Genomic DNA, 26,101 nt, shown 5'->3' with positions numbered 1-26,101 from the left:
CTTGCGAATGGCTTTTTTTGTTTTATAACTGCTGTTTGCATCTTTTGATCCCCTTATTCGTATTAACTGTGCTGTTAAAAAGTATTAAATAGGAGAGTTAATCAGAAATAATTAGGAGTTTATTCGCTTTTATCCGAACAAGGTCCGAACAAACTCCTAATTAAGTCCAAAGCAGCTCCTATTTATTTTGCTTTATGGTGCGTAGTTAAAGGCCAAAGAGTATGCGAGCTTTCTCCGATAGTCAGTATTTTCAAAAAAGTAGAAGTTCTAGGGATAGAGGGACCCTGTTTGGGTTGACGACCGATTTTCATACCTTGCTAGTTCAGGCGATTTTCTTGAGGCCAATGCTGTGTTTCTTCTTCCGCCAATTCCAGTAGATCAAATAAGGCATCCATTTGATAGGTGAAATTTAAAAGCTCGTCATGATAATAAGGCGTTCCATTTGTGAAAATATGTTCAACAGAGTGTAGATAAATCCTCCTAAAATTTCTAGTTAGAAATTTTGGATGAAAGGTTTCAAAATATGTAATGATTTCTTTTTCTAATTCTTCTGATAACATTACCGGCCCATAAGTAGGTGTTGATGCACTGACTTCTAAATGATGCCAATACGTAGTTAGGTACTGTACTAATCCTTCCGTGAAATTGTCATCATCGAGACATTGTTCGGAATAATCGCCTATCATGTTTGGCGGGGTAGAGTGCTCAGGTTCTTTTGATACACGTTGTATTGTGCTGGTGTAATTTGCCAGGAGGAATGGATTGTTTTGTTCTTGTTTTGATATAGTTATATCTGCAATTAAAAAAATTGCTTCTGCTATCTTTTCAAGGTAATCCATTATAGGAATGAGCTCACTGCAGATCTCTGAACCATAGCCTAAACCTTCTTCGGCATGGGCATAATATAGCATATCATCGAGTACTTCTCTCCACTCTGACAGATCGCGATAATTAAAAAGATCTTGTAGGAAAAACATAATATTATTAATTTCTGCGTTTTCTAGTTTACGAAAATGTTTGACCGGACTGGCAAGTCTGCTTTCGATGTCAATGCGATCTTTCTTCCATTGAGATTTTTGATAATAGGGGTGAGTTTCTGATAACGTAAGATCTTGAGGTGATTGATGAAAAAACGCCCACAAAGCTTCGATTACGTGTATAGATTGTTTATAATCAAAGACATAATCTGAAGGGTTTAGGTAGTATTTCCCGTTGTTATCAATTTTTCGGGTACAGGCTGCCTGAAATAGCGTTAAAAGGTCTTGTCTAAAAAGCTCAATTGACGTGATGTTGTGGCAAAATTCTTCAATAAATATCAAAGGATTTTGAATGGCTTCTTCATTGAGATAGCGAAAGTGCATGGGATTGGTGGGGGATTGATTAGTTTTCATAATGTTTAATTTATAATGTTTAAATTTTGATCCCTATCTAGAATTATGTGTATATTGCTTATTGATGTTGTAAATGTAGGTAAAATGAAAATAAAAAGAAATTTTTTTGATATAAAAATATTTTTTAATATATGGATGAAACAAAATTGAATAATATTGGAAAATATCTTAAAGAAGCTAGGCTGTCCAAGAATATGACATTAGTTGAGTTTTATGGAGCCGTAACAAAGCATGTTAGTAATCTGTCGTCTGTTGAGAATGGTAATAGAAAGATAGGAAAAAGACTATTAAAAGACATTATAAAACACCACTCTATTAATACCAAATGGCTAGAAAAAGGAGAAGAGCCTATATTTTCCAATAATAAACCTTATCTAAAAGAAGGAGAAAAAAGTAGTAAGACGAGCAATTATTCAACGGTACGGAAAGAAGAGGTTCCTTATTATAATATTCAATTGACAGATATGACCTTTGATGGGCCCGATGTTTTTCAAGAGATGCCCGAATTTTATGTTAATTTTAGGCCATTTAATGATTGCACGGCCTATTTGCCTATATATGGCGATAGTATGTATCCTCGATTTGCAAGCGGAGAAATTATTGCCATTAAGGAGGTGGTGAATCATGAAGTAATTCAATGGGGAGAGGCCTATTTAGTAGTTACAAATGAATTGGCTAATAATATGGTGACTGTTAAGTTGCTTTATGAGCATGACGATAAAAATAAGTTAATATTAAGAGCTTCCAATCCTAGTTTTAAGGGTGATACGGTAATTGACCGGCACGCTATTGTGAAGCTTTTTATTGTGAAGGGTAAAATCACGAGAAATCAGTTGTAGAAGAAAGTGATGAGTTATAAGTGATGAACGATGAATCTTTAGCGAAAAGTAAAAGAGGGTAGCGCTTATAGCAAGTGAAGGTTAAATCGGTCTCACAAGTAATGATTAAAAGTATTTCCGTTGATGGTTAGCTACTTGAATTAACAACTGATAACGAATAACTAATAACTAGTAACTAATAACCAATATGTATTTAGAACGTTTTATATCGTTTTTAAAATTCGAAAAGCACTACTCAATGCATACGGTAAAAGCCTATGAAAAAGATATCGCTACCTATCTTGCATTTTGGGAAGGAGAGGGGATGGATTTTAAAGCACTTACACATAGAGATGTTAGGTTTTACCTATCTAGTTTGATGGATCATCAGTTGACCCCTACTTCTGTCAATAGAGTGTTGTCCTCACTGCGAAGCTATTATAAATTTTTGCAACGTGAAGGGCTGCACGGTGAAAATCCTACAGCCTTAGTTAAAGCATTAAAAACGCCAAAAAAATTACCCGTAGTTGTTCAAGAGGAAAAGATTGACGAGCTTTTGGATCATGATGCGATTTTTGACAAAAATTTTGCCGGGCAGCGAGACCGTTTGATAATGGAAATGTTGTTCGGAACAGGAATGAGACTTTCAGAGCTTATCCATTTAAGGGAAAGCGATATAGATTTTTACCAACAGAGTGCCCGGATTTTGGGGAAGAGAAATAAGGAACGAATAGTGCCTTTGCTCCCTGATTTGATCGATTTGATCAAGCAATATTTATTATTAAAAAAAGTTGAAAGTTTTGATAACAATTCCTTAACTTTAATCGTTACTAATAGAGGTGAACAAGTTTATCCAAAACTGGTTTACAAAGTAGTAACAAGTTATTTATCATTGATAACTTCTCAGCAAAAAAGAAGCCCTCACGTACTCAGGCATAGTTTTGCTACAGCTTTGCTGAATAGAGGGGCTGATTTGAATGCGATAAAGGAGCTGTTGGGTCACGCCAATTTAGTGGCCACACAGGTGTATACCCACAATTCAATGGAACGTTTAAAATCTATTTACAAACAGGCTCATCCGAAAGCTTAAAAAAGGAGGAAATTATGAACATTACCACGCAATCTATTCAATTTAAGGCAGACAAGAAATTGTTAGACTTTATTCAACGCCGTGTGGACAAATTAGATCAATTTTTTGATCAGATTATTGCAGGTGAATGCTATCTTAAATTAGAAAATGTTGAAGATGAATCAAATAAGATTACGGAGTTCAAGCTTAATATACCGGGAGGTCAGCTTTTTGCAAAAGGGCAAGCTAAAAGCTTTGAAGAGGCGACAGATTTAGCAGTAGAATCTTTACGTAAGCAAGTAAATAAGTACAAAACGAAAAACAGAGCAAAAGTGACCCATCAGAAGGAGGCATTGGTAATGGCCCAAGAAGAAGATTTTTAATGAATTAAAGAGAATTAATAGTATAAATACAGAACCCCTTAAAATAAATTTTAGGGGGTTTTTATTTAAGGATATTTTTAGGTTTCTTGAAATAACCCCTACAAGGAATAGAATACCGAGATCACGACGTTTGTATGAGAAAAATATTTGGCTGATAAACAAGCTATTTGCTGTTTAAGCGTTTTTTTTGTTATAAATATTTTCACTTTTTTTTTGATTTAATACTTTCTTGTCTATCTTTGCAGTCCCAAAGGGAACACAGGGGTTAAGAATTGAGAAGAAAGGTGGTTTCCTGAGGATAAAGTTCTTTTATTTAGCAAAGAAAATTTGCCTCCTTAGCTCAGCTGGTAGAGCAACTGACTTGTAATCAGTAGGTCGCTGGTTCGATCCCGGCAGGGGGCTCAAAGTTGGGGGGATACCAGAGCGGTCAAATGGGACGGACTGTAAATCCGTTGCTTCGGCTTCGAAGGTTCGAATCCTTCTCCCCCCACTCTATTTTAGATTGATCTTTTGATTAATCTGGAGTTGTCATGGTTTTTCTGTCTCTATGTAAGAGTAGATGCTGTCTAAAATCATTAAACAATAAGCGGAAGTAGCTCAATTGGTAGAGCGATAGCCTTCCAAGCTATAGGTTGCGGGTTCGAGACCCGTCTTCCGCTCTTGGAATCAAGAAGTTAAAACCGGTATCGGCTTTAGCTTTTTGTTGTTCAAACAAGCCGATGTAGCTCAGCGGTAGAGCACTTCCTTGGTAAGGAAGAGGTCATGGGTTCAAGTCCCATCATTGGCTCGTAAGTGTAAAATAAAAAAAACCAAAATAAAAATTAACTTACTAATTCGCATAAAAAATGGCAAAAGAGAAATTTGACCGCAGTAAGCCTCACTTAAATATAGGTACAATCGGTCACGTTGACCACGGTAAAACTACTACGACAGCTGCTATTACCAAAGTTTTGGCAGATAAAGGTCTTTCAGAAGCGCGTTCATTTGATTCAATTGACTCGGCTCCTGAAGAAAAAGAGCGTGGTATCACTATCAATACCGCACACGTTGAATACTCAACTGCTAGTCGTCACTATGCTCACGTTGACTGTCCAGGTCACGCTGACTATGTAAAAAACATGGTTACAGGTGCAGCACAGATGGATGGAGCAATCATCGTTGTAGCAGCAACTGATGGTCCGATGCCTCAAACACGCGAGCACATCTTATTGGCTCGTCAGGTAGGTGTTCCAGCACTTGTGGTTTTCATGAATAAAGTAGACATGGTAGACGATCCAGAGTTGTTAGAGCTTGTAGAGATGGAAATTCGTGAGTTGTTATCATTCTACGAATATCCAGGTGATGATATCCCTGTAATCAAAGGTTCTGCTCTAGGTGCATTGAATGGAGAAGCAAAGTGGGTAGATATAATTATGGAATTGATGGATGCGGTGGATAACCATATTCCGATTCCTCCACGTTTGACTGAGTTGCCATTCTTAATGCCAATTGAGGATGTATTCTCTATCACCGGTCGTGGTACAGTTGCTACAGGACGTATTGAGCGTGGTGTAATCAACTCAGGAGATCCAGTTGAGATCTTAGGTATGGGTGCAGAGAATTTGAAATCTACCGTAACAGGAGTAGAGATGTTCCGTAAAATATTAGATTACGGTGAAGCTGGTGATAACGTAGGTTTATTATTACGTGGTATTGAGAAAACTGATATCCGTCGTGGTATGGTTATCTGTAAGCCAGGTAGTGTAACTCCTCACACTGAGTTTAAAGCTGAGGTTTACGTGTTATCAAAAGCAGAAGGTGGTCGTCACACACCATTCTTTAACAAATACCGTCCTCAATTCTATTTCCGCACCACTGACGTAACAGGTGAAATTACCTTAGCGGAAGGTGTAGAAATGGTTATGCCAGGTGATAACGTTACTATCAATGTAAAATTGATCAACGCTATTGCAATGGAAAAAGGTCTACGTTTTGCGATCCGTGAAGGTGGTAGAACAGTAGGTGCTGGTCAGGTTACTGAAATTGTAAAATAATTTGACATATAAATCAGCTAATTGGTTAACCCCATTAGCTGATTGTTTTTACACGGGCATAGTTCAATGGTAGAATAGAGGTCTCCAAAACCTTTGATCAGGGTTCGAATCCTTGTGCCCGTGCTTAATAGAAATCGGTTTCCGTTAGCTTTATAATGTTGACAGCAGGCCGCGAAGTCTTAGAAATATATTTCATACTAACAATGGCAAACGTACTTGATTTTATAAAAGATTCTTATCACGAGATGACTCAGAAGGTATCTTGGCCTACTTGGTCGGAGTTACAGAATTCTGCTGTAGTTGTGCTCGTTGCGTCCATCATTATAGCCCTTGTGGTATTGGCGATGGATCAATCATCAAGTGCAATCTTAAAACTTATATACGGTACAACAACCTAAAAATCAGGAGGATTATAGAATGGCAGATCAGCAATTGAAATGGTATGTTGTACGTGCGGTTAGCGGCAAAGAAAAGAAAGTAAAGCAATATATAGAAGCTGAAGTTAACCGCTTAGGCATTAATCATTTGATCCCACAGGTTTTAATTCCTATGGAGAAATATTTTCAAATGAGAGAAGGTAAGAAAATAGCTAAGGAGAGAAATTATTATCCTGGTTATGTTTTACTGGAAGCTTCTCTTGATGGAGAATTAGAGCACGTAATCAAGAATATTAATAGTGTAATCGGATTTTTAGGAGATAATGCGGGTAATGCAATTCCCCTGCGTCAAGCAGAAGTAAATCGAATTCTAGGCACTGTGGATGAGATGAGTGAGCAGGGCGAGATGATGAATGTGCCATATTATGTTGGTGAAGCCGTAAAGGTTACTGATGGACCGTTTAATGGCTTCTCAGGTGAAATCGAAGAAGTTAACGAAGAAAAGAAGAAGCTTAAGGTAATGGTTAAAGTATTCGGAAGAAAAACCCCATTAGAGCTTAATTATATGCAGGTTGAGAAAGAGTAACGCTAACCATACGGTCGTTCTCAATGCAATCCAAGAACTTGATACAACAAAATTCAGAAAAAAGACAAAATGTTTTTGTTATTATCTGAATTTTGTTGTATTTTTGCGCTCTCTTAAAAAGAGCGTGTGTAATTATGCACATAATAAATGTTACGTTATATTGCTTCCAACTTACTAACAAACATTTAGTAATTAAAAATTAGAATCAAAAATGGCAAAAGAAGTCAGTGCGTTAGTGAAATTACAGGTGAAGGGTGGCGCAGCTAATCCGTCTCCTCCAGTAGGACCTGCTTTAGGTGCTAAGGGAGTGAACATCATGGAGTTTTGCAAGCAGTTTAATGCACGTACCCAGGACAAGCCAGGCAAAGTATTACCTGTTGTCATTACGGTTTATGCCGATAAGTCATTTGATTTTATCATTAAAACTCCTCCTGTAGCAATTCAATTAATTGAAGTGTCGGGTATCAAAGGAGGGTCTGGTGAGCCTAACCGTAAAAAGGTAGGAAAAGTAACTTGGGAACAGGTTGAAAACATCGCCAAAGATAAAATGACAGACTTGAACGCATTTACTGTGGAAGCAGCTATGAAGATGGTTGCGGGTACAGCGCGTAGTATGGGTATCACTGTATCAGGTGATGCACCCTGGAACAATTAATTTAACAGAAATCAATTTAAGAAAGTGGCTAGATTAACAAAAAATCAAAAAGCGGCACTATCCAAAATTGAAGCTGGTAAAGCATATACTTTGCAAGAAGCTTCGGCTTTAGTAAAGGATATTACTACCACTAAATTTGATGCTTCGGTTGATATTGACGTCCGTTTAGGCGTTGACCCTCGTAAGGCAAATCAAATGGTGCGTGGTATTGCTACTTTGCCTCATGGAACCGGTAAGACCGTACGTGTTTTAGTTTTATGTACTCCTGACAAGGAAGAAGAAGCTAAAGCAGCTGGTGCGGATTACGTAGGTTTAGATGAGTATATCAGCAAGATTGAAGGTGGATGGACCGACGTTGATATCATTATTACCATGCCTAGTGTGATGGCTAAAGTAGGTAGACTGGGTCGTATTTTAGGACCTCGCAACTTGATGCCAAACCCTAAATCAGGTACTGTTACCCAAGATGTGGGTAAGGCCGTAACTGATGTTAAAGGTGGTAAGATTGACTTCAAAGTTGATAAAACCGGTATCATCCATGCTTCGGTAGGTAAGGTGTCATTTGATGCAGATAAGATTTATGAAAATGCCTTAGAGGTTCTCCAAACAATTTCTAAGTTAAAACCATCTGCAGCAAAAGGAACATATTTCAAGAGCATCCATCTCTCATCAACAATGAGTCCGGGTGTTCAAATAGAAACTAAATCAGTAGCGGGGATTTAATCATGAGAAAAGAAGAAAAACAAGAAATTGTTCAAGCTTTAACTGATCAGATCAAATCTTACGGTAATTTTTATATTGCTGATACTGCTGATTTGACTGTAGCAAAAATCAACAACATTCGTAGAAAGTGTTTTGAAAGAGGCATTAAGATTCAGGTTGCTAAAAACTCATTAATTGAGAAAGCACTTGAAGGAGCAGGCGTTGATACAGCCGAATTAAAGGATGTATTGAAAGGTGCTTCAACACTTTTATTCTCTGAAGTGGGCAATCTTCCTGCTAAGCTTATCAAAGAACTTCGTAAGGAAGGTGATAAACCTCTTTTAAAAGGAGCTTATATTGATGCTGCTGTGTTTGTTGGGGATAACCAACTAGATACATTGGTAGCACTTAAATCTAAAGAAGAGCTTATCGGCGAAATTGTTGGGTTGCTTCAATCACCTGCTAAAAATGTTATTTCTGCTCTTAAATCGAGTGGTAGTACAATCGCAGGTTTAGTTAAAACTTTACAAGAAAGAGGTTAACGGAATCCTTAAACCGTTATAATAATTTAATTCATTACAAAAGTAAATTCAAAAATTTAAAATAAAATGGCAGATTTAAAAGCGTTTGCTGAGCAGTTGGTAAACTTAACAGTAAAAGAAGTTAACGAGTTAGCTCAAATCTTAAAAGATGAGTATGGTATTGAGCCAGCTGCTGCAGCTGTAGCTGTTGCTGGCCCTGCTGCAGGTGGTGATGCTCCTGCTGCTGCTGAAGAGAAAACATCTTTTGATGTAATCTTGAAAGAAGCTGGTGGTCAAAAATTAGCTGTTGTTAAATTAGTTAAAGACTTAACAGGTTTAGGTCTTAAAGAAGCTAAAGATTTAGTTGATGGCGCACCTAAAGAATTAAAAACTGGTGTAGCGAAAGACGAAGCAGAAGCTTTGAAAAAACAACTAGAAGAAGCAGGAGCTGTAGTTGAGATCAAATAATTCTCATCTAAAGAAGTCCTAGATGGTTTTAGACTCCGGTATTTTTACTGGGGTCTATTGCCGTTTTTTATAATCCGTGAAAATTGTTTGACTGTACAAAGCCTCGCATGAGGCGAAACATGTCGTCCGAAGTTTAATTTAAACTAAAATCTAATTCCCTTGGCAAACAAAGATATTCGTAACGAAAGAGTAAACTTTGCAACCAGCAAAAAAGTCATCGACTATCCTGATTTTCTGGATGTGCAATTGCAATCTTTCAGGGAGTTTTTCCAGTTGGAAACTACTTCTGATAACCGCCACCAGGAAGGGCTGTTCAAAGTTTTTTCTGAAAACTTTCCTATTTCTGATTCAAGAAACATATTCGTACTTGAATTTTTGGATTATTTTATCGATCCGCCACGTTATGATATTCAGGAATGTATTGAACGAGGCTTAACTTACAGCGTTCCGCTGAAGGCTAAGTTGCGTTTATCATGTAATGATGAAGAACACGAGGATTTCGAAACTATTGTACAAGATGTTTATTTAGGAACAATTCCTTATATGACACCTAAAGGTACTTTCGTAATTAATGGCGCTGAGCGGGTTATTGTTTCACAACTTCACCGTTCGCCTGGTGTATTCTTTGGCCAAAGCCGCCATACCAATGGCACCAAACTTTACTCGGCAAGAGTTATTCCTTTTAAAGGATCTTGGATCGAGTTCGCTACTGACGTAAATAATGTCATGTATGCTTACATAGATCGGAAAAAGAAATTCCCAGTAACTACTCTTCTACGTGCTATTGGTTATGATTCAGATAAAGATATTCTTGAATTATTTGAATTGGCTGATGAAGTTAAAGTTAGTAAATCTGGTCTTAAGAAATTAGTGGGCCGTAAACTGGCAGCAAGAGTACTTAAGAGATGGGTAGAAGACTTTGTAGATGAAGATACTGGTGAAGTTGTATCGATAGATCGTAATGAGATTATTCTAGAGCGTGAAACAGTTCTAGAAGATGATCACATCGATATGATAATAGATGCTGGTGTTAAATCCATTATTCTGACAAAAGAGGATGGGGCAAACAATGCAGATTATTCTATTATATATAATACTTTACAGAAAGATACTTCCAACTCAGAGAAAGAAGCTGTAGAACATATTTACCGTCAGTTGCGTAATGCAGAACCACCTGATGAAGAAACAGCACGCGGTATTATTGATCGCTTATTCTTCTCTGATAAAAGATATGATTTGGGTGATGTAGGTCGTTACCGCATTAACCGCAAATTAAAATTGGATACACCTGATGAAACGAAAGTATTAACGAAACAAGATATTATTGCGATCGTTAAATATTTGATAAATCTAATCAATTCAAAAGCTGAGGTGGATGATATTGACCACTTATCTAACCGTCGTGTCCGTACCGTAGGCGAGCAATTATATGCGCAATTCGGTGTCGGCCTTTCGCGTATGGCACGTACTATACGTGAACGGATGAACATTCGGGATAATGAGGTCTTTACGCCAACAGATTTGATTAATGCGCGTACTTTATCGTCGGTAATTAATTCATTCTTTGGAACGAATCAATTATCTCAGTTTATGGACCAAACGAATCCACTAGCGGAGATTACGCACAAGCGTCGTCTTTCTGCCTTAGGGCCTGGTGGTCTTTCTCGCGAACGTGCAGGATTTGAGGTTCGTGACGTCCATTATACGCATTATGGAAGATTGTGTACCATTGAGACACCTGAGGGACCTAATATTGGTTTGATCTCGTCGCTATGTGTACATGCGAAAATTAATAACCTTGGTTTCATTGAAACACCATATCGGAAAGTAGAGGAGGGAAGGGTAGTGGTTGAGGAACCTGTTATCTATTTATCGGCAGAAGACGAGGATGGTAAAACCATTGCGCAGGCGAATGCTGAATATGACGACAAAGGTAATTTCTCCACTCCAAAAGTAAAAGCACGTTTTGAAGGTGACTTTCCTATTATTGAACCGGAAAGGTTAGATCTAATGGATATCGCGCCAAACCAGATCACCTCAATTGCAGCTTCTTTGATTCCTTTCTTAGAGCATGATGATGCGAACCGTGCATTGATGGGGTCTAACATGCAACGTCAGGCCGTTCCATTATTGCGTCCGCAAGCGCCAATTGTAGGTACAGGTCTGGAAGGGCGAGTGGCAAGTGATTCCCGTACATTAATAAACGCTGAAGGAAATGGTGTAGTAGAATATGTTGATGCAAATGAAATTAAGATCAAATATGATCGAAATGAAGATCAAAAACTTGTTTCTTTTGACGATGATATCAAAACATATCGCTTAATTAAATTTAAGAAAACAAACCAAAGTACCTGTATTAATCTAAAGCCTATTGTTCGCAAAGGACAACGCGTAGTAGAAGGGCAGGTATTATGTGAGGGATATGCGACTGAAAATGGCGAGTTAGCACTTGGCCGTAACTTAAAGGTAGCTTTCATGCCTTGGCAAGGGTATAACTTTGAGGATGCGATTGTTATTTCCGAACGTGTGGTTAGTCAGGACATCTTTACATCTCTTCATATTGAAGAATTTGAATTGGAAGTCCGGGATACAAAACGTGGAGAAGAGGAGTTAACATCTGATATCCCTAATGTTTCTGAAGAAGCAACGAAAGATCTAGATGAGAATGGTATCATCCGTATCGGTGCTGAAGTGCGTGAGGGTGATATTCTAATCGGTAAGATTACACCTAAAGGTGAGTCTGACCCTTCTCCAGAGGAGAAACTTTTACGTGCCATCTTTGGAGATAAAGCGGGTGATGTTAAGGATGCTTCTTTAAAAACTCCGCCATCTATAAGAGGTGTTGTCATTGATACTAAATTATTCTCTAGAGCTAAGAAAACTGATAAAAAAGAAGAAAAAGCAGCTATTGAAAAATTAGATCTGAACCACGAACGTGCTGTACGTCAATTAAGAGAAAGACTTATTGATAAGCTGTTTGTTGTTGTTAACGGTAAGACGTCCCAAGGTGTATATAATGTGTATAAGGAGCTTCTTATACCTAAAGGAGCTAAATTTACTCAAAAAATGTTGGCAGAGTTAGATTTTGCTAATATTAACCCTATGAAGTGGACGACCGACGATGATAAGAATGAACTGGTAAAACAGGCATTGCACTTCTATAACATTAAATTGAATGAGGAGTTAGGCGCTTATCGCCGGGATAAATTTGCTATAACAGTTGGTGATGAACTACCTTCAGGCATTGTGCAGATGGCTAAAGTTTATGTTGCTAAAAAACGTAAACTTAAAGTGGGGGATAAAATGGCAGGACGCCACGGTAATAAAGGTATTGTTGCACGTATTGTACGTGATGAAGATATGCCTTTCTTGGAAGATGGAACACCGGTAGATATCGTATTAAATCCATTAGGTGTACCATCGCGGATGAACCTTGGCCAGATATATGAGACTGTATTGGGTTGGGCCGGACAAAAGTTAGGCATGAAGTTCGCAACTCCTATTTTCGACGGTGCTACCACTGAAGAAGTAGAGGGATGGGTGTCGAAAGCCGAATTACCAGCATCTGGTAGGACTTATTTACACAATGGTTTAACAGGTGAGCGCTTTGACCAGCCTACAACTGTTGGTGTAATCTATATGCTTAAACTGGGACACATGGTAGATGATAAGATGCACGCACGTTCTATCGGACCGTACTCCCTTATTACGCAACAACCTCTTGGTGGTAAAGCACAGTTTGGTGGTCAGCGTTTTGGTGAGATGGAGGTTTGGGCATTGGAAGCATTTGGTGCATCAAATATACTTCAAGAGATACTTACCGTTAAGTCGGATGACGTTATCGGTAGAGCCAAAACATACGAAGCGATCGTTAAGGGTGATAATTTACCAACACCGTCAGTACCAGAATCATTTAATGTATTGGTGCACGAGCTTCGCGGCTTAGGTTTGGATATCACGTTGGATTAATGTTTACAGTTATGGGTTATGAGTTACGAGTTGCAGGACAACTCATAACTCATAGCCCTCAACTCATAACTATATAAGAGCTATGTCTTACAAAAAGGATAATAAAATAAAAAGCAACTTCACCTCGATAACCATCAGCTTATCGTCTCCAGAAGCTATCTTGGAGCGTTCAAGTGGTGAGGTGTTAAAACCAGAAACCATCAATTACCGTACTTACAAACCGGAACGTGATGGTCTATTCTGCGAGCGTATCTTTGGTCCGGTAAAAGACTACGAATGTCATTGCGGTAAATATAAACGTATACGTTATAAAGGTATTGTTTGTGATCGTTGTGGAGTAGAGGTAACAGAGAAAAAGGTACGTCGTGAGCGTATGGGACACATTAATTTGGTCGTTCCCGTTGCACACATTTGGTATTTCCGTTCGCTTCCAAATAAGATAGGTTACTTGTTAGGACTTCCTACCAAGAAATTGGATATGATTATTTACTACGAGCGTTACGTAGTTATCCAAGCCGGTATTAAGGAAGAGGATGGCATCCAATATATGGATTTCTTAACTGAAGAGGAATACTTGGATCTTTTGGATACTTTACCAAAAGAAAATCAGTATTTGGATGATAAAGATCCTCAAAAATTTATCGCGAAAATGGGAGCGGAGGCATTAGAAGAACTATTGCATCGCATCGATTTAGATCAACTTTCCTATGATCTTCGCCATCAAGCGGCAAATGAAACATCGCAACAACGTAAAAATGAGGCATTGAAACGCCTTCAGGTAGTGGAAGCTTTCCGTGGATCAAGAGATCGTATTGAAAACCGTCCTGAATGGATGATTGTTAAGATCGTTCCTGTTATTCCACCCGAATTACGCCCATTAGTGCCGTTAGAAGGTGGCCGATTTGCAACATCGGATCTTAATGATTTATATCGTAGGGTAATTATCCGTAATAATCGTTTAAAACGTCTAATTGAAATTAAAGCTCCTGAGGTGATTTTACGTAATGAAAAACGTATGCTTCAAGAAGCGGTCGATTCCTTGTTTGACAATTCACGTAAAGTGAATGCTGTTAAAACGGAAGGTAACCGTGCTTTAAAGTCATTATCTGATATTTTAAAAGGTAAACAAGGTCGTTTCCGCCAAAACTTGTTAGGTAAACGTGTTGATTACTCGGCTCGTTCGGTAATTGTGGTTGGACCTAACTTGAAGTTGCACGAGTGTGGTTTGCCTAAAGATATGGCCGCCGAACTTTATAAACCATTTATCATTCGTAAAATGATTGAGCGTGGTGTAGTAAAAACGGTGAAATCGGCCAAAAAAATTGTGGACCGCAAGGACCCAATTGTTTGGGATATTTTGGAGAATGTGCTAAAGGGTCACCCCGTTCTATTGAACCGTGCTCCTACGTTACACCGTTTGGGTATTCAGGCTTTCCAACCTAAGTTAGTGGAGGGTAAAGCGATTCAACTACATCCATTAGTATGTACAGCGTTCAACGCCGATTTTGACGGTGACCAGATGGCGGTTCATTTACCTTTAGGTAATGCTGCAATTTTGGAAGCACAGATATTAATGTTGGCTGCTCACAATATCTTGAATCCTGCCAATGGTACACCAATTACAGTACCTTCACAGGATATGGTATTGGGTCTTTATTACATCACTAAAGGCCGCAAGACGGATGAATCGCGTGTAGTGAAAGGTGAAGGAATGGCTTTTTATTCACCAGAAGAAGTTATCATTGCTTATAATGAGAAGCAAATTGATTTACATGCGTTTATTAAGGTAAAAACCAACATTAAAGATAAAGATGGAAACATCGTAAAGGGCGTTATCGATACAACTGTAGGTCGTGTTCTCTTTAACCAGATGGTGCCGCTTGAAGTGGGTTATATCAACGAGTTGTTAACAAAGAAATCTTTGCGTGACATTATCGGAGAGGTAGTAAAAATTACCGGTATGGCAAGGGCTGCTCAATTCTTAGATGATATTAAAGAGTTAGGCTTCCAGATGGCATTCCGTGGTGGTTTATCATTTAATTTGCAGGATTTAAATATACCTGATGCGAAAGCAGATTTGATTGGCCAGGCTACTAAAGAAGTTGAAGAGGTAATGAATAACTATAACATGGGATTCATTACGAATAACGAACGTTATAACCAAATCATTGATATCTGGACACGTATCAATAACCGTTTGACAGCTAACGTAATGGATATCTTATCTAATGATAACCAAGGCTTCAATTCGGTATATATGATGTTGGATTCTGGTGCACGTGGTTCCAAGGAGCAGATTCGTCAGCTTTGCGGTATGCGTGGTTTGATGGCTAAACCTCAAAAATCAGGTTCGTCAGGTGGAGAAATCATTGAGAACCCTATTCTTTCTAACTTTAAAGAAGGGCTTTCTGTACTTGAATACTTTATCTCGACACACGGTGCCCGTAAAGGTCTTGCGGATACAGCTTTAAAAACGGCAGATGCCGGTTACCTAACTCGTCGTTTGCATGACGTTGCGCAAGACATGATTGTTGGTGAGGTAGATTGTGGTACCTTAAGAGGTATCTTTACCACTGCGTTAAAAGATAACGAAGATATTGTTGAGCCGTTATATGACCGTATTTTGGGTCGTACTTCACTACATGATGTGTACGATCCCTTGACAAACGAACTGTTGGTAAGTGCGGATGAGGATATTACGGAAGAAATTGCTGCAAAGATTGAACAGTCTTCAGTTGAAGGTATCGAAATACGTTCTGTATTAACTTGTGAAAGCAAACGTGGTGTTTGTGCATTGTGTTATGGGCGAAATCTTGCTTCCGGAAAACGTGTTCAAATGGGTGAAGCAGTTGGTGTAATCGCTGCTCAATCGATCGGAGAGCCTGGTACACAGTTAACACTTCGTACATTCCACGTGGGTGGTACGGCTTCTAATATTGCGGCGGAGTCTCAGGTTGTTGCAAAATTTGATGGTATCATCGAATTTGAGAATATGCGGTCTGTGGAGCGCGAGACAGAAGAAGGTAAACTGCAAATTGTGCTGGGGCGTTCGGGCGAGTTCCGTATTTTAGAGCCTGAATCTAAAAAGGTTTTGATGACGAATAACATCCCTTATGGTTCGTTCTTATATGTTGCTGACGGCGACAAAGTAACAAAAGGTGATCGAATCTGTTCTTGGGACCCTTATAATGCAGTTATCATTTCTGAGTTTGCCGGTAAAGTTGAGTTTGAATCTATTATCGAAGGAGTTACTTTCCGCGAAGAATCAGATGAACAAACTGGTCACCGTGAAAAAGTGATTATAGATACAAGAGATAAAACGAAAAACCCTGCTATTAAGATTTTAGATAATGTAGGAGACGTTATTCGTACTTACAATTTACCTGTTGGCGCACACATCAGTGTTGATCATCAGGGTAAAGCAAAAGTTGGAGAAATCATTGCTAAAATTCCTCGTTCTGCCGGTAAGACGCGAGATATTACAGGAGGTTTACCTCGGGTAACTGAATTGTTTGAAGCTCGTAATCCTTCGAATCCGGCAGTAGTGACGGAAATAGACGGTGTAGTAACTTTAGGTGGAGTGAAACGTGGTAATCGCGAAATTCAGATCGAGTCTCGTGATGGTCAAGTAAAAAAATACTTGGTTCCTCTTTCTAAACACATCTTAGTACAGGATAACGACTTTGTAAAAGCGGGCATGCCGCTATCGGATGGCTCTATATCGCCTTCTGATATTCTAGCTATCAAAGGTCCTGCTGCAGTACAAGAGTATTTAGTAAATGGTATACAAGAGGTTTATCGTTTGCAAGGTGTGAAAATCAACGATAAGCATTTCGAAACGATTGTACACCAAATGATGCAGAAGGTAATGATTGAGGATCCAGGCGATACGCGTTTCTTAGAAAAAGACGCCGTAAACAAGTGGGATTTCAATGAAGAAAACGATTCTATGTACGATAAGAAAGTGGTTACGGATTCAGGTGATTCCAATGAACTTAAAGCAGGACAGATCGTGTCATTGCGTAAGCTTCGTGAAGAAAATTCTAGTTTGAAACGCCGTGATCTAAAGTTAGTAGAAGTTCGTGATGCCATTGCCGCTACGTCTAGCCCTATGTTACAGGGTATTACACGTGCTTCATTAGGTACGAAGTCATTTATCTCGGCTGCGTCCTTCCAGGAGACAACGAAAGTATTAAACGAGGCTGCTATCAGTGGCAAGCGCGATGATTTATTAGGTTTGAAAGAAAACGTAATTGTTGGTCACCTAATTCCATCGGGTACTGGTTTACGTGCCTATGATCGTATTATCGTAGGATCTAAAGAAGAATACGACCAGCTTTTAGCTTCTAAAGAGGAAGTTTAACACTTCGAATGAAATCTTTTGATTTTAAATGTATAAACCCTGGAGATTTTGTCTCCAGGGTTTTTTTCTTATCAGTATTCCTTATCTTTACCCCTAAACAATATGACGGGATGCTTTTGTGGGATTGAAGAGCTGCTAAATATTTTAGGAAGAGAAAATTTTAATAAAGCCATTGATGGCTTTGGATATATTTGAACATGGAAGAAGAAAATAATAATCAATTAAATATCGAGTTGACAGAAGATATTGCCGAGGGCATATATTCAAATTTAGCTATTATAACACACTCTCATACCGAATTTGTAGTCGACTTTATAAGAGTGATGCCTGGCGTACCAAAAGCAAAAGTGAAGTCCAGAATTGTCTTAACTCCTGAACATGCAAAAAGGCTGATGAAGGCATTTCAAGACAATGTTGCTAAATATGAAGCAATGAATGGAAAGATTGATACGCATGAAGAACCTCCTTTTCCAATGAATTTTGGCGGACCAACAGCACAAGCCTAAATGGTTATTTATTGTTCGTTATTGGTTATCGATTACTTGCACCAAAAACTAACAACTAATAACTAATAACGATTGCATGAAACAGTTAGATTTTAGAAAGAAATGGGTGCTAATAACGGGTGCATCATCGGGTTTAGGCGAAGAGATGGCTCGGCAATTAGCTCAGCAATATGGAGCTAATTTGATTTTGGTGGCCAGAAGGCAAGAGCGTCTAGAAATACTAAAGAAAGATATTGAGCAAAAAACGGGTAGTCAAGTAGCATTGTTTGTAGCCGACCTATCAAAATCGGCCGAAGTGGGAGATTTATTAAAGACTATTTTGCAACAATATGAACCCTATGCTGCCATTTTAAATGCAGGGGTAACGCATTTGGGTAAACAGTTGGATTTAACAAATGAGCACTTCGATCAGATGATTCATACCAATGTTATCAGTGTTGTTTACATGGCTAACCAATTCGTGAAATATTTCGAACAAAAGCAGTTAGAAGGAGCGCTCATGTTTGTGTCGAGTATGGCAGCCTTATTTCCTACACCCTATCAGGCAGCTTATTCGGGTACAAAGGGTTTTCTACTTAATTTTGCTACTGCTTTGTCGCAGGAGTTATCTAACTCTAAATTTTCAATGACTGTTTTTATGCCAGGAGGTATCGTTACTGAAATGACATCAACAGAAGGGTTTAATGAATTGAGAGGCTATTTAATGCCAGTAACACAAGTTGCCAAAGAAGGATTAACCGCTTTCCGAAAACGTAAATTAACCTATATTCCAGGTTTCTTAAACAGATTAAGCAGTCGTTTTTCTTTTCTTCTTCGAAAAGAGTTCATCATAAAACAAACGGGCAAGGTTTATAAGAAATCATTGGATAAGAAGTCGTAATTGCATATAAAAGCAAAAATATCTAAGTTTGCAACACCTTAACCAACATCTCCATTTGGGAGGAAATTTATATAAAAAAACAAATGAGTAATATATTATCAGAACAAGAGATATTACGTAGGGAAGCCTTATCGCAGCTTATTAGTTTAGGGATAGACCCATACCCGGCGGAAGCATTTGAGGTAAATGCTAATGCAAAAGATATATCCGAAAATTATGAGCGAGATAAGCTGAATTACAAAAATATCAGTATTGCGGGGAGAATGATGAGTCGACGTGTTATGGGAAATGCATCCTTTATCGAGTTACAGGATGCTACAGGAAGAGTGCAAGTATATCTCAAACGTGACGATTTATGCCCTACTGATGATAAAACTTTATATAATACGGTTTTTAAAAAGCTATTGGATATTGGAGATTTTATTGGTATCAGAGGCGATGTTTTCACGACGCAGACGGGGACCATCTCTATTCATGCAACCGAATTAAAAGTTTTGGCGAAGTCGCTAAAACCCTTACCTATTGTAAAAGAAGCTGATGGGAAAGTGTTTGATGCGGTAACAGATCCTGAATTTAGATATCGTCAACGTTATGTTGATCTTGTTGTGAATCCGCATGTGCGTGAGACCTTTACAAAAGTTACTAAAATAAAATCTGCTATACGTAGCTTTTTGGATGAGCAGGGCGCTTTGGAGGTGGATACGCCTGTTTTACAAAGTATCCCTGGGGGCGCTGCAGCCCGACCATTTACTACCCATCATAATGCGCTGGATATTCCTTTGTATTTACGTATCGCCAATGAATTATATCTTAAAAGACTAATCGTGGGGGGATATGACTGGGTATACGAATTTAGCCGTAATTTCCGCAATGAAGGGATGGATAGAACACATAATCCGGAATTCACCGTCTTAGAGTTTTATGTTGCGTATAAAGATTATCTGTGGATGATGGATACTACCGAACAGTTGTTTGAAAGAGTTGCTTTAGCAACCAATGGGAGGACAACGGTACAAGTGGGAAATAAAGAGATTAATTTTGCAGCTCCTTATAAACGAATAAGCATTTATGACGCTATTAAAGAACACACCGGTTTTGATGTCAGCAGTTTAAACGAAGATGGACTACGTGAAGTATGCGTGAAGCTTAATATACCTGTAGATACTAGTATGGGGAAAGGGAAACTGATCGACGAAATATTTGGTGAAAAATGCGAGCATCACTATATCCAACCTACGTTCATAATAGATTATCCAGTAGAAATGAGCCCGCTTACGAAAAAGCATCGTAGTAAGGAAGGGCTAGTTGAACGGTTTGAATTAATGGTTAATGGAAAAGAACTGGCAAACGCTTATACGGAGTTGAACGATCCTATTGATCAACTGCAAAGATTTGAAGACCAGTTAAAGCTGATGGAACGAGGTGATGATGAAGCAATGTTTATTGACTACGATTTTTTAAGAGCATTAGAATATGGAATGCCTCCGACTTCAGGTATTGGTATCGGAATTGATAGACTGGCTATGTTGATGACCAATCAAGTTAGCATACAAGATGTTCTTTTCTTTCCACAGATGCGGCCAGAAAAAGTAATAAAAAGCGCCTCTATTACCGATTACGAAGCGCAAGGAGTACCTGCAGCATGGATTCCCGTACTGCAAAAAATGGGACTTAATACCATTGAAGCTTTAAAGGCAGCTAATCCAAATAAAGTTTTTAATGACTTAGGAGGAATGCGGAAAAAGATGAAATTGGAAATTAATATGCCTTCCAAAGAAGAAGTGATGGCTTGGTTTGAATAAAAGGTCTTTTCTTCTATTACTGTTTAAGAGTTAAAGAGCCTACTTTGGTAGGCTCTATTTTTATTTCCTTTATCCTTTAGCGGTCTCTTCTCGTTTATGATGTCTCATAAACTATGTAGCACTTGATGCTTACTTTACGTTACAATATCACAATGACAATTAATTTTTACTTAAAGGGTTTATATTACAGCTATTTGCTAATTTGATAGATATGACCTCCCTTTAAACCGGAACGTCTGGGAGGGCAAAAAAGGTTTGCTTAAATTATTATTAGGCTTTATGTATTTTTGAAGAGATTTATAATAAATAACCTTCGGATCATTAGTTTTTATTGCTGTAGTGAAGTACCGCTTAGGATACCTTAATAAAAAAGAAAGTTTAACACTAAACGGTGCATTGGACGGTTGTGCCCAGAAAAATGATGAACGGAGTAAAGAGTTCATTTATAAGAAATACTATGGTTATGTAATTGCGGTAATTACAAGGTATATAAAAAGCGAACATGATGCCGAGGAATTGGCAAACGAGACATTTATTAAAGCATTTAAAAACCTACCAAAATTCAATAAGGTAGGAGATGGAGAAGTGCTTGAAAAATCTTTTAGGGGTTGGCTGGCAAGGATTGCTGCAAATTTATCAATAGATCTTTTGCGTTCTCAAAAGAATATGATTGCAATAGAGGATATAGGTGAACATGATGTGAAGCCTGTGATGATAAATGCCGCGGACAAATTATTTGCTGAAGATATTTTAAAATTATTGGAACAGCTGCCGGAGATCCAACGCTTAATCTTTAACCTGTACGAAGTAGAAGGTTATGCACATGAAGAAATAGGAAAACTTTTAAATATTCCAGATAGTACATCAAGAACTTATTTAACACGAGCCAAGCAAAGATTAAGGAAGTTATATGTTGAACAGTTTGCGATTAGAAAAAATTTTTAGTTACGCAGAGAATGAAAGACAAAGAAAATAAGGAACTGATAACTCACATAGCAGAGACGTTGCGTGAGCATGAAGCTTCTTATAAAGAGGGGGCATGGGAACGCTTTGCTGCAAAAGATAAAGGATATAAAAAAATACTACCATTATGGTATTTAAGCGGTGCTGCCGCTATACTTTTATTGAGTGTGGGTATTTTCTTATACAAAGCAGGAAATGACGTTATCAATGTGCCTAAGGATATAGTTTATCAAGAAACTCCTCAAAGAGAAGAAGAGCAATTGAGTCTAGAAAAGAAACCAGACGATCAGCTTATTACTAAGAATGCTAAATCCGTACAGACCATTAAAAAAGGTAATACGCATGCTCGCCAATTAGTGTCAAACACTCCTCCTCCTTTTACTGTGAAAGAGTCAGGAAATAAAATAGAAAATTTTTCTTCACAGCATTCTGGTAAAAGTGCTGACACTGAATATTTTGAAAAAGACAGTGTGAAAAAAGCTGAAGAAAGGACCGCGAGTACAGATACCAAACAAGTAGCAAAAACGCAGCAAAAAAATGATGAAGATGCGTTGATTCGAATGTTGAGCGAGTCGAATAAGTCGGAGGGAGTAGATATTAAAATCGCGAATAACCGTTCCATCATGGATAAGCGTTGGGATATAGGGGTAGTCTTATCGCCATCAGTCACAGATCAACGTTTCAATATGGGTGGTGGTGTAGCTATTGCATACCGCATATCAAAAAAGCTATCAGTAGGTTCCGGCGTGTCTGTGGTAGATCTTGGGTTGAGACAAGCCCCTCCTCAGTCTAATAATGGTCCTTCAGCTTCTCCTGCGATGTTAAACAGCGAATCACCTATGTTGTCTGCCAAGTCAAGCGAATCGAAAGAATTAACTTCCGTTAATACAAATTGGTTGGCATTAGATGTACCTATTGATATTAAGTACCATATTTCTAAACAGTTTTATGCAAGTGCCGGAGTGTCATTTTTTGCTATTCTGAACGAAAATAGAACCAATAACTATGTTACGCATACACCTACCAATAGAACCGTGCAAAATGCTGAAGGTTATTCTTTTGCTCAGCAGGAATTTGAAGTGAAAAATGTAAGTGAGAAAACAGATGAAACACCCTTTGAAGGAAATAGTTATTCGGGATTTTTAAATTTTTCAGTTGGACGCCAGGTCCCTCTCTCAAAAAGAGTAGGTGTTTCGGTGGAACCCTTTTTTAAACTTCCAATAGGTAAGTTATCACGTCAGGATATGAACTTGAGATACGGTGGCGTTAGAATTATTACTAGCTTTTAGTAGCTAGGCATTTATATGAGAATTTACTTTGTTATCTCAGCACGCAGTAATATTGCAGCCATGGCTATATGGCCCATTATCATCGCGAACAAGACACTAAAAGCAAAGGGATTGTCGGCGCAAACATTGCTCCATGAGAAAATTCATCATCAGCAACAGCTGGAACTGCTTGTGATTCCCTTTTACCTATGGTATGTAATAGAATGGTTATTAAAATGGGTAATCTATAAAGATAGAAAACGGGCTTACAAAGAATTGTCATTCGAGCGGGAAGCCTATTCAAATGATAATAATATGGACTATCTTAAACAGCGTAGATTATGGGGATTTATAAAATATCTTTAAATTTTTTGTAAATTGTTTGTATACAAAGAGCGGCTACCACTAAGCAGCCGCTCTTTTATCGTATGTTCTTTATGATTAATAAAGTGTAAATTCAACGCGGCGATTTGCCTGACGTCCCTCTGCCGTAGCATTGGTTGCAATAGGTTGCGTTGGGCCGTAACCTGTAGCTTCGATACGTGAAGGATTTGCACCTTTACTTACTAAATATGATTTAACAGATTCTGCACGCTCCTTTGATAAACGCATATTAAGTTTCATTGAGCCTGTGTTATCGGTATGTCCAGCTAATTTCAAGCTAAAATTCTTCTCAACTAATAATTTAGCTACTTTGTCAAGACTAGGATAAGAAGTCGAACGAATAGTAGCCTTACTCAAATCAAACTCTAAATTTTTGATTGCCTCATCTACCACTCTTTTATCTTCCTCTGTCACCGTAATTTGTTGAACAACTTTCTTCGCCTCAGGTAAAGGACATCCCGCTCCATCTACTTTTGCGTCCGCAGCTGTACCTGGGCATTTATCAAATTTATTTGCAACACCATCGCCATCATCATCAGCTAAATCTGTGGCCCATTGTGCCTTTAATGCTTCATTTTCTTCTTTCTGTGCTTTTAATGCAGCCGCTAATTCATCATAGTTAGCTTGGTACTCTTTGCGCATATCCACTACTGGATTTCTGCTGCCTAAGAAAGGTTTTGTAGCATCACCAAGTGCAAATTCAAGTCCAGCGTGAACGTAAGAGAACACGTCTTTCTTGTTCGTACTTAACCCATCAAGCGTTCCAGTATTTACTAGGTTTACTTGATATCCCAGATCGATATTAATTCCGTTAGCAACACCGAATTTAAAACCAAGACCTGCTGGAATAAAAGCTTTTGTGCTTGATCCGAGTTCTCGTTCAGTTCCATTCATTTCTACAGTAGGGTTATAGTTGAGAGCTCCCACACCAACTGACAAATATGGTTTAATTACACCTTGCTGATGTCTCCAGCTAATGTTTGCTAATGTTATATTTGCGCTTAAAGCAGCAGACCATGGCAGTTTAGTGGAAAAATTATCACTGCTTCCTTCCATACCACCATTTAGTTTACCTCCTAGATATTCAGCCTGAAGGCCAAATGTAGGTGTGATTTGCTTTTTAACATAAAAGTTATAACCCAATTGGCTTTCGACAGATCCGTAATCCCTTCTAAATCCCATCACATTCCACTGATTGATTACACCTGCGCCTACACCAATTGACCAGGTCCTGAATTCAGTCTCAGGTGCAAAAGGTTTTACGTCATTTACCTCTGTTTGAGCAAAAGTAGGAGCTACAGCTAATAATGCTAAAGCGCTTAAATAGGTAGTTTTTTTGAGTCTAAAGTTTTTAATCATAAAATTTAATTTTGATTCCAGTTTAATTTGTGTTGTTAAATTTTGTTTCCTATTGCAAAAAACGAACCGTTTGTAGATTTAGTCGTAATTTGTTAATTATTAATGCATTAACTTGTTTTAGCGCTTATTTGGCTGTGTGCTAAAAAAAGGACGGTTCTTCGTGAGTTAAACAAAGAACCGTCAAAAAGTATATTTACTGATTTATCGTAGTCTATCGGCCGATTTGATAAGCTTCGTGTCTTTATTGATTCCTTTGAGTGCCAATAACTGAAACACGATAAATAGCGGAACAAGTAATGCTCCTATGCCTACATTGTCTATGGAAATAGTTTTATTGACCTCTTCAACAGCATTACTGGCGCTGATGAAGAGCCAAGAACTGAATAGGATAGTTAATACTATTGTTATGAGAATAGTTGTAATCTGTTTCTTTCTATTACTGTAATTGATAATGGTAAAAAGCGGTAATATTCCCAAAATTACAGTAGCAATAGCCTGAAGGATAAAGCCAAAGGAAGAACTCAATTGATTTTGTCCACCACTGCTATTTAGCACGCCATTTACCTTCAATGCCATAGCAATACCATTACTATCAAAGAATTGTACATATGGAAATAAAAATAAAGCAAAAATAGTTACACTAGAAAGTAACAGCCAGATCGTTTGTATGCGTTGTATCATGAGCGTTTTACTAAACCTTTGTTGCAAAGATAATATATAAGTATCAAGTATCAAGACACAAGTATCAAGACACAAGTATCAAGATTTGTGTATCGTCTGGGTAGACAATTGCAGATCAAGTCGATTTTATCTAAGTTTGCATATAGTGGATACAAATAAGCAAAGATTTTTTATTGAGCTAGCGTTTAACGGAGGGGCCTATCATGGTTGGCAAATACAAAAGAATGCTAAAAGCGTTCAAGAAGTTTTAAATAAGGCGCTTAGTACTTTATTGCGTAGACCTGTTGATACCTTAGGTTGTGGCCGCACGGATACTGGCGTACATGCAAAGCAATTATTTGCTCATTTTGACGATGAGGGAACAGTCGTTAAAGGAAACGAATCAAAGATAATAGGAAGCCTTAATGCCTTATTGCCGGCGGATATTGCTGTAAAGAGATTGTTTAGTGTTGCAAATGAGGCGCATGCCCGATTCGACGCTGTAAAGCGATCATATGAATATCATATTCATTTTGGCAAAAATCCATTTCTTAATGGATTGTCTTGGCAGTTAAAAGATAAGCCGAATATAAACACGATGAACGAGGCTGCTAAACTGATGCTGAATTATCAAGATTTTAGTTGCTTTAGTAAATCACACACACAGGTTTTTACCAATAACTGTAAGTTAATGCAAGCCGAGTGGCGATGGCTTTCGGAGGAGAGATTAGTCTTTCATATCTCTGCTGATCGATTTTTAAGAAATATGGTACGTGCTATTGTGGGAACATTATTGGAGATAGGAAATAATAAGCAGTCTGTAGATTACATTCACGCTGTTATAGAAAGCAAAAGTAGAAGTGCCGCAGGCGCATCTGTGCCGGCTTGTGGACTTTATCTTACAGAAGTAGTTTATCCATGGGATTCCAACTTTAATTAAGGCG

General features: G+C 38.2%; 22 protein-coding genes and 5 tRNA genes. 24 read left to right on the top strand and 3 right to left on the bottom strand.

Annotated features, from left to right (window positions below; genetic code table 11):
* Positions 1–317: 317 nt before the first annotated feature.
* Positions 318–1,391 (bottom strand): hypothetical protein, encoded by a 1,074-nt coding sequence (locus BMY50_RS25860; RefSeq protein ID WP_093331983.1) that lies wholly within the window; start codon positions 1,389–1,391, stop codon positions 318–320.
* 131 nt (positions 1,392–1,522) lie between these two features.
* Here BMY50_RS25860 and BMY50_RS25855 point away from each other — a divergent pair, with 131 nt between their 5' ends.
* The 23 genes from BMY50_RS25855 to BMY50_RS25745 all read left to right on the top strand — a co-directional run bounded on the left by BMY50_RS25855 (position 1,523) and on the right by BMY50_RS25745 (position 23,120).
* Positions 1,523–2,230 (top strand): XRE family transcriptional regulator, encoded by a 708-nt coding sequence (locus tag BMY50_RS25855; protein WP_093331978.1) that lies wholly within the window; start codon positions 1,523–1,525, stop codon positions 2,228–2,230.
* Between the two features lie 187 nt (positions 2,231–2,417).
* The gene (locus BMY50_RS25850) at positions 2,418–3,299 is read left to right on the top strand and encodes a tyrosine-type recombinase/integrase (protein WP_093331973.1); all 882 of its coding nucleotides are present in this window, start codon (positions 2,418–2,420) and stop codon (positions 3,297–3,299) included.
* A gap of 14 nt (positions 3,300–3,313) precedes the next feature.
* Positions 3,314–3,661 carry a ribosome hibernation-promoting factor, HPF/YfiA family gene (hpf, locus tag BMY50_RS25845; protein ID WP_093331968.1) on the top strand — a complete coding sequence of 116 codons (348 nt, stop codon included), beginning with the start codon at positions 3,314–3,316 and terminating at the stop codon, positions 3,659–3,661.
* 329 nt (positions 3,662–3,990) lie between these two features.
* Positions 3,991–4,063: transfer RNA gene (locus BMY50_RS25840), tRNA-Thr, on the top strand.
* A 7-nt stretch (positions 4,064–4,070) separates the two neighbouring features.
* Positions 4,071–4,151: transfer RNA gene (locus tag BMY50_RS25835), tRNA-Tyr, on the top strand.
* Positions 4,152–4,247: 96 nt separating this feature from the next.
* Positions 4,248–4,320 (top strand) — tRNA-Gly (locus tag BMY50_RS25830).
* Positions 4,321–4,376: 56 nt separating this feature from the next.
* A tRNA-Thr gene (locus BMY50_RS25825) sits at positions 4,377–4,448 on the top strand.
* Between the two features lie 58 nt (positions 4,449–4,506).
* Entirely contained in the window at positions 4,507–5,694 is a 1,188-nt protein-coding gene (gene tuf / locus BMY50_RS25820; protein WP_093331963.1) for an elongation factor Tu, read from the top strand.
* 52 nt (positions 5,695–5,746) lie between these two features.
* A tRNA-Trp gene (locus tag BMY50_RS25815) sits at positions 5,747–5,817 on the top strand.
* Positions 5,818–5,897: 80 nt separating this feature from the next.
* On the top strand, positions 5,898–6,092 hold the full coding sequence (gene secE / locus BMY50_RS25810; protein ID WP_093332230.1) for a preprotein translocase subunit SecE: 195 nt from the start codon (positions 5,898–5,900) through the stop codon (positions 6,090–6,092).
* A 19-nt stretch (positions 6,093–6,111) separates the two neighbouring features.
* On the top strand, positions 6,112–6,657 hold the full coding sequence (nusG, locus tag BMY50_RS25805) for a transcription termination/antitermination protein NusG (protein ID WP_093331960.1): 546 nt from the start codon (positions 6,112–6,114) through the stop codon (positions 6,655–6,657).
* A 211-nt stretch (positions 6,658–6,868) separates the two neighbouring features.
* Entirely contained in the window at positions 6,869–7,312 is a 444-nt protein-coding gene (rplK, locus tag BMY50_RS25800; RefSeq protein WP_093331956.1) for a 50S ribosomal protein L11, read from the top strand.
* Positions 7,313–7,336: 24 nt separating this feature from the next.
* Positions 7,337–8,035 (top strand): 50S ribosomal protein L1, encoded by a 699-nt coding sequence (gene rplA / locus BMY50_RS25795; RefSeq protein WP_093331952.1) that lies wholly within the window; start codon positions 7,337–7,339, stop codon positions 8,033–8,035.
* Between the two features lie 2 nt (positions 8,036–8,037).
* The gene (gene rplJ / locus BMY50_RS25790; protein ID WP_093331948.1) at positions 8,038–8,556 is read left to right on the top strand and encodes a 50S ribosomal protein L10; all 519 of its coding nucleotides are present in this window, start codon (positions 8,038–8,040) and stop codon (positions 8,554–8,556) included.
* A 66-nt stretch (positions 8,557–8,622) separates the two neighbouring features.
* The gene (gene rplL, locus BMY50_RS25785; protein WP_090971519.1) at positions 8,623–9,003 is read left to right on the top strand and encodes a 50S ribosomal protein L7/L12; all 381 of its coding nucleotides are present in this window, start codon (positions 8,623–8,625) and stop codon (positions 9,001–9,003) included.
* Positions 9,004–9,162: 159 nt separating this feature from the next.
* Positions 9,163–12,972, top strand: coding sequence for a DNA-directed RNA polymerase subunit beta (rpoB, locus tag BMY50_RS25780; RefSeq protein ID WP_093331943.1), 3,810 nt, complete (start codon positions 9,163–9,165; stop codon positions 12,970–12,972).
* A gap of 82 nt (positions 12,973–13,054) precedes the next feature.
* A complete protein-coding gene (gene rpoC, locus BMY50_RS25775) occupies positions 13,055–17,335 on the top strand; it encodes a DNA-directed RNA polymerase subunit beta' (protein WP_093331939.1) in 4,281 nt (1,426 codons plus the stop codon).
* Positions 17,336–17,532: 197 nt separating this feature from the next.
* A complete protein-coding gene (locus BMY50_RS25770) occupies positions 17,533–17,841 on the top strand; it encodes a DUF3467 domain-containing protein (RefSeq protein ID WP_093331936.1) in 309 nt (102 codons plus the stop codon).
* A 76-nt stretch (positions 17,842–17,917) separates the two neighbouring features.
* Positions 17,918–18,721, top strand: a complete 804-nt coding sequence (locus BMY50_RS25765) for an SDR family NAD(P)-dependent oxidoreductase (RefSeq protein WP_093331931.1) — start codon at positions 17,918–17,920, stop codon at positions 18,719–18,721.
* Between the two features lie 83 nt (positions 18,722–18,804).
* On the top strand, positions 18,805–20,523 hold the full coding sequence (gene lysS / locus BMY50_RS25760; RefSeq protein ID WP_093331928.1) for a lysine--tRNA ligase: 1,719 nt from the start codon (positions 18,805–18,807) through the stop codon (positions 20,521–20,523).
* Positions 20,524–20,862: 339 nt separating this feature from the next.
* Complete coding sequence (locus BMY50_RS25755; RefSeq protein ID WP_093331923.1) at positions 20,863–21,468, top strand: RNA polymerase sigma factor; 606 nt, start codon at positions 20,863–20,865, stop codon at positions 21,466–21,468.
* A gap of 11 nt (positions 21,469–21,479) precedes the next feature.
* Complete coding sequence (locus BMY50_RS25750) at positions 21,480–22,775, top strand: hypothetical protein (protein WP_093331919.1); 1,296 nt, start codon at positions 21,480–21,482, stop codon at positions 22,773–22,775.
* Between the two features lie 15 nt (positions 22,776–22,790).
* A complete protein-coding gene (locus BMY50_RS25745) occupies positions 22,791–23,120 on the top strand; it encodes a hypothetical protein (RefSeq protein WP_093331915.1) in 330 nt (109 codons plus the stop codon).
* A gap of 75 nt (positions 23,121–23,195) precedes the next feature.
* On the opposite strand, the gene BMY50_RS25740 is transcribed toward BMY50_RS25745, so the two are convergent.
* Both BMY50_RS25740 and BMY50_RS25735 read right to left on the bottom strand, forming a co-directional pair.
* On the bottom strand, positions 23,196–24,497 hold the full coding sequence (locus tag BMY50_RS25740) for an OmpA family protein (protein ID WP_093331912.1): 1,302 nt from the start codon (positions 24,495–24,497) through the stop codon (positions 23,196–23,198).
* A 201-nt stretch (positions 24,498–24,698) separates the two neighbouring features.
* On the bottom strand, positions 24,699–25,178 hold the full coding sequence (locus tag BMY50_RS25735) for a DUF4293 domain-containing protein (RefSeq protein ID WP_093331907.1): 480 nt from the start codon (positions 25,176–25,178) through the stop codon (positions 24,699–24,701).
* Between the two features lie 145 nt (positions 25,179–25,323).
* Here BMY50_RS25735 and truA point away from each other — a divergent pair, with 145 nt between their 5' ends.
* Positions 25,324–26,097 carry a tRNA pseudouridine(38-40) synthase TruA gene (gene truA / locus BMY50_RS25730; protein ID WP_093331901.1) on the top strand — a complete coding sequence of 258 codons (774 nt, stop codon included), beginning with the start codon at positions 25,324–25,326 and terminating at the stop codon, positions 26,095–26,097.
* Positions 26,098–26,101: the final 4 nt, after the last annotated feature.

Origin of the sequence: Olivibacter domesticus (genome assembly GCF_900109575.1) — a bacterium.
Taxonomy (GTDB): domain Bacteria; phylum Bacteroidota; class Bacteroidia; order Sphingobacteriales; family Sphingobacteriaceae; genus Olivibacter; species Olivibacter domesticus.
The sequence above is the reverse complement of the archived record's forward strand: the minus strand, read 5'-3'. Positions and strand labels throughout refer to the sequence as shown.

What these genes read in the sequence shown, in the direction of transcription:
- BMY50_RS25860 (WP_093331983.1), bottom strand. Translation starts at nt 1,391, where the DNA reads ATGAAAACTAATCAATCCCCCACCAATCCCATGCACTTTCGCTATCTC.
- BMY50_RS25855 (WP_093331978.1), top strand. Translation starts at nt 1,523, where the DNA reads ATGGATGAAACAAAATTGAATAATATTGGAAAATATCTTAAAGAAGCT.
- BMY50_RS25850 (WP_093331973.1), top strand. Translation starts at nt 2,418, where the DNA reads ATGTATTTAGAACGTTTTATATCGTTTTTAAAATTCGAAAAGCACTAC.
- hpf (WP_093331968.1), top strand. Translation starts at nt 3,314, where the DNA reads ATGAACATTACCACGCAATCTATTCAATTTAAGGCAGACAAGAAATTG.
- tuf (WP_093331963.1), top strand. Translation starts at nt 4,507, where the DNA reads ATGGCAAAAGAGAAATTTGACCGCAGTAAGCCTCACTTAAATATAGGT.
- secE (WP_093332230.1), top strand. Translation starts at nt 5,898, where the DNA reads ATGGCAAACGTACTTGATTTTATAAAAGATTCTTATCACGAGATGACT.
- nusG (WP_093331960.1), top strand. Translation starts at nt 6,112, where the DNA reads ATGGCAGATCAGCAATTGAAATGGTATGTTGTACGTGCGGTTAGCGGC.
- rplK (WP_093331956.1), top strand. Translation starts at nt 6,869, where the DNA reads ATGGCAAAAGAAGTCAGTGCGTTAGTGAAATTACAGGTGAAGGGTGGC.
- rplJ (WP_093331948.1), top strand. Translation starts at nt 8,038, where the DNA reads ATGAGAAAAGAAGAAAAACAAGAAATTGTTCAAGCTTTAACTGATCAG.
- rplL (WP_090971519.1), top strand. Translation starts at nt 8,623, where the DNA reads ATGGCAGATTTAAAAGCGTTTGCTGAGCAGTTGGTAAACTTAACAGTA.
- rpoC (WP_093331939.1), top strand. Translation starts at nt 13,055, where the DNA reads ATGTCTTACAAAAAGGATAATAAAATAAAAAGCAACTTCACCTCGATA.
- BMY50_RS25770 (WP_093331936.1), top strand. Translation starts at nt 17,533, where the DNA reads ATGGAAGAAGAAAATAATAATCAATTAAATATCGAGTTGACAGAAGAT.
- BMY50_RS25765 (WP_093331931.1), top strand. Translation starts at nt 17,918, where the DNA reads ATGAAACAGTTAGATTTTAGAAAGAAATGGGTGCTAATAACGGGTGCA.
- lysS (WP_093331928.1), top strand. Translation starts at nt 18,805, where the DNA reads ATGAGTAATATATTATCAGAACAAGAGATATTACGTAGGGAAGCCTTA.
- BMY50_RS25750 (WP_093331919.1), top strand. Translation starts at nt 21,480, where the DNA reads ATGAAAGACAAAGAAAATAAGGAACTGATAACTCACATAGCAGAGACG.
- BMY50_RS25745 (WP_093331915.1), top strand. Translation starts at nt 22,791, where the DNA reads ATGAGAATTTACTTTGTTATCTCAGCACGCAGTAATATTGCAGCCATG.
- BMY50_RS25740 (WP_093331912.1), bottom strand. Translation starts at nt 24,497, where the DNA reads ATGATTAAAAACTTTAGACTCAAAAAAACTACCTATTTAAGCGCTTTA.
- BMY50_RS25735 (WP_093331907.1), bottom strand. Translation starts at nt 25,178, where the DNA reads ATGATACAACGCATACAAACGATCTGGCTGTTACTTTCTAGTGTAACT.